We start from the raw sequence: 13,034 nt of genomic DNA, 5'->3' as shown, positions 1-13,034 counted from the left end.
GTTGAAATTATATTTCAATAGTTACGTTATAGTTTTCTTTATCTTCTTCTTCATTAATATCTTGTTCAAAAAATTCAATAAGTGACGCTAACTCGACAACTGTTGTATGTTCAAATATTTCTTGAATAGATATCTCTATAGATAGCTCCTTACGGATCATAGAGACTAATTGGGTTGCTAATAAACTGTGTCCTCCTAACTCAAAGAAATCGTCTTGTATCCCTACTTGTTCTAGACCTAATAAAGCCTGCCAAATTTTTACTAACGTTATTTCTATATCTGTAGTTGGAGCAACATATTCTTTACTTGATAAATCAGACAACTCTGGATCTGGTAGTGCCTTCTTATCTATTTTACCATTATTCGTTAATGGAAAATCATCTAATACAACCCATAATTGTGGAATCATATAATCTGGTAATTTTGCCTTTAATAAGTCTTGGATCAATTCTTTATCAAAATCATTTTCAAATACCACATAACCAACTAATCGATTGTTACCCTTAATATCTGAATTGACTAATACTGTAGCTTGTTTAACATCTGGTAATTGAGTCAAAACATTCTCAACCTCACCCAACTCAATACGATAACCTCGGATCTTAACTTGATCATCTTTCCTACCTACAAATTCAATATCACCACTTGGTAACCATCGTGCTAAATCCCCTGTCTTGTATAATCTCTCGCCTTCCACAAAAGGATTGGAAATGAATTTTTCCTTGGTTAATTCTTTTCGGTTCAAATAACCTCGAGCTAAACCATCTCCTCCTATACACAACTCCCCAACTGCTCCAATGGGTAATAACTCTAAGGTTTCATTTACGATATAGATACTTGTATTACCCATAGGACGACCTATATGTATACGATCTAAGGATTGATAGTTTGTAACATCTAATACCGTACAACCAATAGTAGCTTCTGTAGGACCATATTCATTAAACAACTTTACTAATGGATCTAATTGTCCTAAATTAGATAAATCTGAATGTGTTAATTGTTCACCTCCTATGATGAATCTTTTTAATTTAAAATTATCTAAATCACTAAAAAAAGAGAGATGTGTTGGTGTTAATTTAATTGAATTAATAGCATCATTTAAAACGATGTCTTGTAATACTGAGCTAACATTATTATCCCTGTAAATATGCAACTGCCCTCCTGTTAAAAGTGTCAAATAGATACTGGTTTGTGTTAAATCAAATGATAATGAACTGAATAATGGAAAACTGTAATAACTATCTTTTCCTCCATAATGTTCTATACTATACAATAAATAGTTTACCAAATTATAGTGCTCTATCATTACTCCTTTTGGATGACCTGTACTTCCTGAGGTATAAATTATGTAAGCTAAATCTGAAGATTTAATACCATCATTATTTATAGTTAATAATGTTGAACCTTCTTTTGAGATGGTTTCAAACTCTATGTCTATTGAAAAAATAGGTATCGTATAATCTATTACATCAAATAAACTTTCTGACTCTATAATGAGTAATTTTATATTGGCATCATTTATAACAAATGATTTGCGAATGTCTGGATATTCTTTATCAATAGGGAGATAACAAGCGCCTGTTTTCAAAATACCTAATATTGAAATAATGGCCCAAATGCTTCTATCTAACATTATCCCTACTATATCATTTGATGTCAAATCATAGTTCTGCTGTAAATAAAGTGCTAATTGGTTTGATTTTTCGCTTAGTTCCTTATAAGTCAATTCTTCTCCTTCAAAAACTATAGCTATATTATTTGGAGTCTTCTTAACCTGTTCCTCTAATAAATCTACTATTGTTTTGTCTCTGGGATAAATTACTGTTGTTTCATTAAATTCATGTAATAATTGATGCGTCTCTTCTGAAGTAAGCATGGACAGACCTCCTATAGGTTGATTCATATCACTCACAATACTCAATAATAACTCCTGATAATGCAATAGCATACCATCAATAGTTCTCTTAGTAAATAAAGCTGTGCAGTAATTCATTTCTAGTGAAATACCATTTTGACCTTCTGATGTACTGAATATTAAATCAAATTGGGCTGTGTCAGTATCAAACTCGTAATCTGATAATGTAACTCCTGCTAATACGCTCTCTTCTTTTCTATCGCTTGCCTCTTCTTTTTGAAAATCAAATAACACCTGAAACAATGGAGTCATACTCATATCCCGAGTAGTAACCAATCGGTCCACAACCTTCTCAAAAGGCGCCAACTGATGATCATATCCTTCTAAAGTTGTCTGTTTTACAGTAGCTAATACATCTCTAAAACTGGGATTTCCACTCAAATCACTACGAAGTGCCAATGTATTTACAAAAAATCCTATCATACCCTCCAACTCCGATTGTGTACGATTGGCAATAGATGTACCTACACAAATATCATCTTGTCCACTATATCGAGACAATAAAACCTTAAAAGCTGATAATAAAAACATAAACAATGTAACACCTTCTTCCTTACATAAAGAAGTTAATGAGTTACTTACTTCCTTATTTAACTTAACAGAAATACTAGCTCCTGCATTACTCTGTACCGCAGGACGAACATAATCCGTTGGTAATGATAAGGTACTTACTCCTCTCAGTTTTTCTTCCCAATATGATAATTGCTCTTCTAAAACAGCTCCTTCTAAATACTTTCGCTGCCAGATCGCATAATCTGCATATTGTAAGTGTAACTCTGGTAAAACAGCAGGACGGCCAGATTGTAGGGCTCTATAAAGCTCCATAAACTCGTGCATTAATATACCTCCAGACCACCCATCACTGGCAATATGATGGAAAACACTAGTCAATACATACTGATCATTACCTAAATCATATAAACAGCTTCTTAGCATATAATCTTTTGATAAATCAAAAGGTTTCATAAGATAATTATTTATTATATCCTCTAATTTAGATTCTGAATTTATTATAACTCGATCTAGTCTCCATGACATTGATGGAATGATTTCCTGATAGCCAATACCATTATCAGATCTTATTACAGTACGCAATATCTCATGACGACAAACAATTTCCTTCAAGGATTGCTCTAATATTAATATATCTAAAGCCCCCTTAAGACAAAAAACAGTAGGAATATGATACTCAATACTACCTCCTAACTGATCCAAAAACCATAACCGCTCTTGGCTAAAAGATAAAGGAATACGAACAGGACGATCTTCTACAACAATCGTCGGAAGTAAAACTCCTTCGGATTGAACTGATAAATACTCTCCTAAAGCAAAAATCGTAGTATATGTGAAAATATCTGCAATTTCAATCTCTATCAACAGCTTCTTACGAATCATAGAAACCAATTGAGTAGCCAATAGACTATGACCTCCCATCTCAAAGAAATTGTCATAAATCCCAACCTTATCAACACCCAATAAATTCTTCCAAATCTCTACCAATTGAGACTCCTTTTCATTCCTAGGTTCTACATATTCTTTACTTGATAAATCAGATAACTCTAAGCTAGGTAATGCCTTCTTATTGACTTTACCATTACTGGTTAATGGAATATGATCTAATACTACCCATAATTGAGGTACCATATAATCTGGTAATTGTGTTTTTAATGAGTTTTGGATCGATTCTTTATCAAAATTATCTTCAGTTACGATATAGCCTATTAAACGTTTGCTATCACTGATATCTTCGTTAGCTAATACTACGGCTTGTTTAACTTCGGGTAATTGTGTCAAAACACTCTCGATCTCGCCTAGTTCAATACGATAACCTCTAATTTTAACTTGATCATCCTTCCTTCCTACATATTGTATATTACCATTAGGTAACCATCGTGCTAAATCACCTGTTTTGTATAATCGTTCTCCTTCAATAAAAGGATTCGGTATAAACTTCTCCCTTGTTAAATTTTCTCTGTTCAAATAGCCTCTAGCCAAACCTGCTCCTGATATACATAACTCTCCAATCACTCCTATAGGAACTACCTTTTGACTATCATTAAGTATATAAGTTTGAGTATTGGCTATTGGTCTACCTATAGGAACAATTGTATCAATATCACAACTAAAAGTAGTAGAGCAAATACTGGCTTCTGTTGGTCCATAAGCGTTAATATATTTTCCTATTTTTGAAAATAATTTTGCTTGCTCTATTGGGGATTTTTCTCCTGCTGTTATTAATGTTTTTATACTTTGTATTTGGTTACAATCTAGTAATGTAAAGAAAGCTGGGGGTAAAGTGGCAATGGTTATTTGATGTTTTTCGACATAATCTACAAAACAATTCACATCAAGTTTATTTTCCTCTTCTATTATATATAATTTTGACCCCGATAATAGTGATATAAAAATCTCTGATATAGAAGCATCAAAAGAATGACTCGCATATTGTAAGCAACTATCAGCCTTAGTAACTGAAAAAACATCAATTTGTGATAATATCGTATTGACTATACTACCATGCTCTATCATAACTCCTTTTGGATTACCCGTGCTCCCTGAAGTATAAATTATATAAGCTAAGTCCGAAGGTTTAACATTACTATCTAGATCTAATAGTGTAGGTACTTCTTTTGATATTGTTTCAAATTCTATGTCTATTGAAAATATCTTTGTATCATAGTCCATTACTTCAAACAAGCTTTCTGAATCTATAATTAACAATTTTACATCAGCATCATTGATAATAAATGATTTTCGAGCATCCGGATAATCTTTATCTATTGGTAAATAGCATGTTCCTGATTTAAAAATCCCTAACATGGAAACAATTGACCATATGCTACGATTCATCATTACACCTACTATATCTTCAGACTCTAATTGCCCCGTATTCTTCAGATAATATGCTAGACAGTTTGATTGTTCATTAAGTTCTTTATATGTTAATGCTTCATCTTCAAATACTATAGCTATAGTATCTGGGGTTCTATTAACCTGCTCTTCAAACAAATCAATTAAAGTCTTGTTTTTTGGATAAGCAAACTGTGTTTCATTAAACTCTAATAGTATTTGTTGTTTTTCTTTAATAGGCAACACCTCTAGAGTACTTATTGGCTCATTTACATTTTTAATCACATTGTCAATGATCTCTTTAAAATGAATACTCATAGATTCAATTGTACTTCTTTTGAATAAATCTGTACAATATTCTATATTAAAAAAGATCTCTTGTTCTGTTTCTATTGCATTAAATGAGATATCCAATATAGAACTTATATGTGCTCTTTCATAAGTATCTATAGTCAATTTTTCTAAGGATACTTCTGTTGATTTTGGTGCATTATCTAATAAAAATTTTGCTTGAAACAAAGGGCTCATACTCGCATCTCGAGTGGTCATAACTCTGTCTACTACTTTCTCAAATGGAGCATTTTGATTGCTATAAGCAGTTAATGTTGTTTCTTTTACTTGAACTAACAGATCCCTAAATGTACTTTCATAATTTATCTTAGTACGTATTGTTAAATTATTAATAAAAAACCCTATTACCCCCTCTAATTCTGATTGTGTACGATTCGCAATAGGTGTACCAACACAGATGTCTTCTTGTCCACTATATTTATATAACAATACTTTGAAAACAGACAATAACAACATAAACATTGTAACGCCTTCAGATTTACAAATTAAATCTAATGAATCTTTCTGTTTTTGATTTAAATGAAATGACATGATAGCTCCCAATGTACTCTGAGTCGATGGGCGTATATAATCTGTAGGCAATAGCAATGGTGTCACCCCTCGCAATTGATTTTCCCAATAGCTCAACTGAGTCTCCAAAATTTCTCCTGAGATATACTTACGCTGCCAAATAGCATAATCCGTATACTGAATTGATAATAAAGGTAAGTTTGGAGTCCTTCCTTGAGTCATGGCACTGTACAATTCTACAAACTCATTTACTAAAATACCTTCTGACCAACCATCACTAGCGATATGATGAAAAACACAAGCTAATATATATTGATCATGCTCTAAAGTATACAAACATGCTCGTAACTTATAATCCTTTGACAAATCAAAAGGATGCATCAGATAGTCTTCTAAATTTTTCTTTAATACTATTTCGTCTGATACTTCTTCTCTATCCAATGACCATCCCTCTGCTTCTATAATTTTTTGATACCCTATACCTTCTTCTGAAAGAAGTAAACTACGTAAAACCTCATGGCGTGAAACAATTTCTTGTAACGTCTGCTCTAGTATTGATATATCCAAAGATCCTTTTAATCGAAGAACAATAGGAATATGATACTCGGTACTACCATGCAACTGATCTAAAAACCATAACCGCTCCTGACTAAAGGATAAAGGAATACGATCCGAGCGATCCGCTACTTCAATACTTGGTAGTAAAACCCCTTCGGATTGAATTGATAAATGCTCTCCTAATGCAGAAATCGTTGTATACTCAAATATTTCTCGAATAGAGATCTCTATGCATAATTCTTTACGAATCATAGAAACCAAACGCGTAGCTAACAAACTATGACCTCCTAACTCAAAGAAATTATCATGAACCCCAACTTTATCGATCCCCAATAAATCCTGCCAAATATCTACTAATTGCTCTTCTGTCTCATTACGAGGTGCTACATACTCCCTTGTGGATAACTCTGAACTATCTGGGGTCGGTAATGCTTTTTTATCCAACTTACCATTACTCGTTAATGGCATTCTATCTAGTGTAACCCAAACCGTAGGAATCATATACTCGGGTAATCTTAATTTTAACTGTTGTTGGATATTTTCCTTATCTAATGCCTCTTTTAATACTACATAGCCTACCAAACGATTCGTACCAATCACATCTTCTTTAGCTAATACACAACAGTGTATAACTTCTGATAAAGATGACAATGCATGCTCGATCTCTCCCAATTCAATTCGATATCCGCGGATCTTAACTTGGTCATCTTTCCTACCCATAAACTCCAAATTACCATCCGGTAGCCAGCGCGCTAAATCACCAGTCTTATAAATCTTATCTCCTTCTTTAAAAGGATTGGATATAAATTTTTCTCTTGTTAATGCTTCTTGATTTAAATAGCCTCTGGCAACTCCAGATCCTCCAATACATAACTCTCCAATTACTCCAATAGGTAATAAATCTTCATTATCGTCTAATATATATAGTGATGTGTTGGCTATTGGTTTTCCTATAGGAATTGTACTTGAAAATTCATTAATCCTAAAATATGTTACACAAACTGTAGCCTCAGTAGGGCCGTATGTATTATAAATTGAAATTTTATCATATATATTATTAATATATAATGATTTTAAAACATCTCCACCACTAATTATTTTTTCTAACGAAAATAAATTAACTCCTGAATTTGAATTCAAAAACTCAATTACGAACGGATTTGTACTTAATACTGTAATTTTATGTTTTTCACATAATGATAGAATCGTATTGAAATCCTTATTACTCTTAGAGATAACTAACTTACCTCCAACACTTAAAATAGGGAAGATTTCTTCTATGGATGTATCAAATGATATTGTAGATTGACTTAGGATAGAATCAGACTCTGTTATTTGAAAATAATTTATAAAAGTAATTATATAATCTGTCAAAGAATTATGTTCTATCATCACTCCTTTTGGATTTCCTGTACTACCCGAAGTATAAATTACATAAGCTAAATTATTAGGTGATACCAAAACTGATAATCTTTTAGATTTTTCCTTTGTAATTATTTCCCAATCTTTATCTAACAATACAGTCTTAACATCATTCTTATCTTCTATGAACTCAACTACATTGAGATCTGTCAATAAGACTTTTATACCTGAATCTACTATCATGTAATCGATCCTTTCTTTTGGATAACTAGGATCTATAGGAATATAGGCTCCGCCTGCTTTCATTATACCTAAAATACCAACTATCATCCACTCTGATCGATCTATACAAATACCTACTAAACTCTCACTGGTAACCCCTTGCTTTTGTAAATAACTTGCTAATTGATTTGACTTTTCATCTAATTCTTTATAAGTTAACTGCTTTTCTTCAAATACTATTGCTATACTATTAGGTGTCTTATTAACCTGATTCTCAAATAAATTTACTACTGTCTCATCCTGTGGATAAGCTACTGTTGTATCATTAAAATCGTGTAATAATTGTTTTGATTCTTTTTCTGACAGAATTGATTCTCTACTAACAGGAGTATTTAACTCGTCATTAAAACAATGTAAAATATTATCAATATAACTATGAAAATGTTCTAAAGATATTTCTGATTTAAAGTTCTTATGTAATTCATATACAAACTTAAAACCAGCATCCCCTGTTAGATCTACGGTTAAATTTAAACTCGAACTTGTTCGCTCAAAAGAAGATGTATTTAAGTCTTTTTCAAAATCATCATCATTATTAGATAGTGAATCATCTGTTGAAGAATTTTCTGGGATAATATCATTGTATACATGAAAATCAATGTAATTAAACAATGCATCAAAAAAAGAATCGTCTTTATTTATTCCAATAAGGCGCTTGATTTCAAAAAATGTTAAATGCCCATTAAGATGTATATCTCTCATCTTTTTTTCAACACTTTTAAAATATAACACCCAACTTTCTTCCGATTGAAAAGTATAACGCACAGGTAAGGTATTTAAAAAACATCCTAAAACATTATCTCCATCTTTAATTTGTGGACGGTTATTAGATACTAAACCAACTGTCAATTCCTCTTCATGAGTAAACATTTGCAATGCGTAGATATATGCTCCAAAGAATATAGTCTTCAATGTGATATTGTACTCTTTACATTGTTTCTGTAAATCAGTCAAAAAAGCAAGATCATATTGTTTTGTGTAATATTCTGATATTTCTGTTGCTTCTGAAAAAATATCTAAATACTTATATCCTGATAATTCTTCTTTCCAGAAAGTAATCGCAGCAACATCTTGTTTAGTTACTAATTCCCTGATAATAAAATCCTTTTGACTACAAGCAATTATTGATGGGTAATAATCATCTCTTTTTTTGAGTTCATAATAGGTTTTATAGAGTTCGGTAACAAATGAAGCAACACTCCACCCATCCATGATAGAATGATGAAACTGGTATATAAATAACTTATTATACGTATCAATAGTAAAAATATCAAAACGATATAATGGTACTTGTTTAGTAACAAAAGAAGCTTCTCTTTCTGACACAAGAAATTCTTCGATTTTCTTTTCTTGTGTTTGTTGATCAAACAAACTTAGATCCTTATACCCTATATCAAAAGAAATTGTCTTAGATACTATTTGAACAGGTTGATAATAATCTGAAAAATTAAAACTAGTACGAAATATAGAATGTTTTTCAATTAATAACGCAATTGATTTTCTAAAAGTAATAATGTCAAAAGATTTATCTTTAATAGGAAATATCATCTGATCATGAAAAACCGCTAAGCTAGGATCTAATAATGATTCCATAGTCATACCCTGCTGAACATCAGTCATAGGATAAACATCTTCAATCAAATCAGGATCTTCTATAGACTCCAATACAGATAATCGTAGTGATGATATTTCTGACTCTACAGTTTCATAAAGCTGTTTAATTTTATGATTATCAGTATCATTATTTAATACTGAAGCAGAAAAACTCTGTATATTACTATATTTAAAGAGGTCTTGTAATTGAATGTGTTGATTAAAAGTTTCATTTATTTTAGAAATTAGTCTAATCGATATAATAGAGTCACCTCCTAATTCAAAGAAATCATCCTGTATACCAATCTTTTCTACTCCTAATAATTCTTGCCAAATAGTAACTAGCTTTTCTTCTGTCTCATTACCAGGGGCTACATACTCTCTTGTCGATAACTCTGAACTATCTGGAGCTGGTAATGCTTTCTTATCCAACTTACCATTACCCGTTAATGGCATCTCTTCTAATTGAATCCATAATTGAGGAACCATATACTCCGGTAAGCTTACCTTTAATTGGTCTTGTAATCCCTCTTTATCTAATGCTCCTTCTAATACCACATAACCTACCAAACGATTTGTACCAATACCATCTTCTTTGGCCAATACACAACAGTGGATAACCCCAGATAAAGATGATAAAACATGCTCGATCTCTCCCAACTCAATCCGGTATCCTCGAATCTTAACCTGATCATCTTTCCTTCCAATATATTCTATACTTCCATCTGGTAACCAACGTGCTAAATCGCCAGATCTATATAGTCTAGAAGTAGCAACATCGCTAAAAGGGTTTTTTATAAACTTTTCTCTCGTTAAGTCTTCTCGGTTCAAATATCCAACAGATAAACCAGGTCCTCCTACACACAACTCCCCTTCAACTCCTATGGGAACTAAGTTTAAATGAGCATCAACTATATAACAACATAAGGTAGGAATCGCTGAACCTATATTGCTAACCAAACTATTTACATCACTCTCCAATAGCTCTTTATAAGTAACATGGACTGTAGTCTCTGTAATACCATACATATTAACCAACTTACAATCTGGATAACTATTCTTCCAACTACCTAAATTATATGGATTCAAGGACTCTCCTCCAAAAATGACATAACGCAAAGAATGTTTTAAATTTCCAGAAAGAAACTCCTCCTGAAGTCCATAAAAAGAGCTAGGGGTTTGATTTAAAACCGTTACTCCCTCTTTTACTAATAATTCCCTAAAAGAAATAGCATCCTTTGTTACTGCTGTAGGTACAACTACTAAACGAGATCCATGTAATAAGGATCCATATATTTCCCAAACCGAAAAATCAAAACAAAATGAGTGAAATAAACTCCAAACATCATTAGAGTTAAAATCATATAAACATGAATCATGTTTGAATAAACGAACTACATTTTCATGCGATATCAAAACTCCCTTAGGAGCACCGGTACTTCCCGAAGTATAAATAACATATGCTAAATTAGACGGAGAAACCACATCACTAAGTGATTCTTCAGAGAAATCTTTAATAACAGTCCAATCTGTATCCAATAAAATAACAGATAATCCCTCTACAGTATTTAGAACTTTAGCTCTTGATGAACTACTCAAGACCATATTAACTCCTGAATCGCTAACCATATAATCTATACGACCCTCAGGATAATCAGGATCTATTGGAACATAAGCTCCTCCCGACTTTAAAATACCCAAAATCCCTACTAACATCTCTAAACTACGATCCAAACAAATACCTATCAAATCATCTGGTTGAACTCCTTCTGCTTGTAAATAATGACCTAACTGATTCGAACGCTTATCTAACTCTTGGTAACTTAATTCTTCGCCATCATAAACTACTGCAATAGCATCTGGTGTGCGCCTCACCTGTTCCTCAAACAAATCTACTATCGTTTTATCTTTAGGATAAGAAACATTGGTATCATTAAAAACAGTTAATAACTCATCTTTCTCAGCTCTACTAAGCATGGACAAACTACTTATGGATTGAGTAATGTCTCTACAAATGCTTTTCAATAATGACTCATAATGCAATAGCATTCGATCAATCGTACCCTCATCAAATAATGCCGTACTGTAATTGATCCCTAGTGAAATACCTTGATCACCTTCTAAAACATTGAATGTTAAATCAAATTTTGAAGCAACAACTTCAAAATCATAATTAGAAATCCTAATATCTTCTATTCCTAATTCTCCTAAAGAATCTGGAGTATTCTGTACGACAAACAATACCTGAAACAATGGACTCATACTCATATCTCGGGTAGTAACCACTCGATCCACAACCTTCTCAAATGGAACTAACTGATGATCATAGCCCTCTAAGGTCGTCTGTTTTACACTCCTCAAAACATCCTGAAAACTTGGATCTCCACTTAAATCACTGCGAAGTGCCAACGTGTTGACAAAGAATCCAATCATACCCTCTAACTCCGATTGCGTACGATTGGCAATAGGAGTACCTACACAAATATCTTCCTCTCCACTATATCGAGATAATAAAACCTTAAACACTGCTAACAGTAACATAAACAGCGTTACCCCTTCTTTTTGACACAACGATTCTAAGGAACTACTTAACTCTTCATCTAACTCAAAAGAAATATTGCCCCCTGCATTACTCTGTACAGAAGGTCGAACATAATCTGTCGGTAATGATAAGGTACTTACTCCCTTTAACTTGTCTTCCCAATACGATAACTGATCCTCTAAAACAGCACCTTCTAAATATTTCCGTTGCCAGATCGCATAATCTGAATATTGTAAATGTAATTCTGGTAAATCAGCTGAACGACCTGATTGTAAAGCGCTGTACAATTCCATAAACTCATCAACTAATATACCCTCTGACCAGCCATCACTGGCGATATGATGAAAAACACAGGCTAATACATACTGATCACCTCCTAAAGCATATAAACATGATCGTAACTTATACTCCTTTGATAAATCAAAAGGGTGCGTCAGATAGTCCTCTAGATTACTCTCTAATGCTGTTTCATCTGTTATTTCAATACGATCCAATGACCAATCCTCAGCTCCTATAATTTCTTGATACCCGATACCTTCTTCTGAAACCAGTAAACTCCGTAAAACCTCATGACGGGAAACAATTTCTTGTAACGTTTGCTCTAATATTGAGATATCCAAACTCCCTTCTAAACGAAGAACAATAGGAATATGATACTCTGTACTACCTTGCAACTGATCTAAAAACCATAACCGCTCCTGACTAAAGGATAAAGGAATACGATCCGAGCGATCCATTACTTCAATATTTGGTAGTAAAACTCCCTTAGATTGAGTCAATAAATGTTCTCCTAATCTAGAAATCGTTGTATGTGAAAATACTTCTCGGATAGAGATCTCTGTGCATAATTCTTTACGAATCATAGAAACCAAACGCGTAGCCAACAAACTATGACCTCCTAACTCAAAGAAATTGTCCTCTATTCCTACACGCTCTACTCCTAATAATTCTTGCCAAATAGCAACTAACTTTTCTTCTGTCTCATTACGAGGGGCTACATACTCTCTTGTCGATAACTCTGAACTATCTGGAGCTGGTAATGCTTTCTTATCCAACTTACCATTACCC

1 protein-coding gene is annotated in these 13,034 nt (G+C 32.8%); it reads right to left on the bottom strand.

From position 1 onward, the window contains the following. Positions 1-7: 7 nt before the first annotated feature. The gene (locus N456_RS00005; protein ID WP_205410234.1) at positions 8-13,021 is read right to left on the bottom strand and encodes a non-ribosomal peptide synthetase; all 13,014 of its coding nucleotides are present in this window, start codon (positions 13,019-13,021) and stop codon (positions 8-10) included. Positions 13,022-13,034 lie beyond the last annotated feature (13 nt).

Source organism: Aquimarina longa SW024, from assembly GCF_001401755.1.
Taxonomy (GTDB): Bacteria; Bacteroidota; Bacteroidia; order Flavobacteriales; family Flavobacteriaceae; genus Aquimarina; species Aquimarina longa.
The sequence above is the reverse complement of the archived record's forward strand: the minus strand, read 5'-3'. Positions and strand labels throughout refer to the sequence as shown.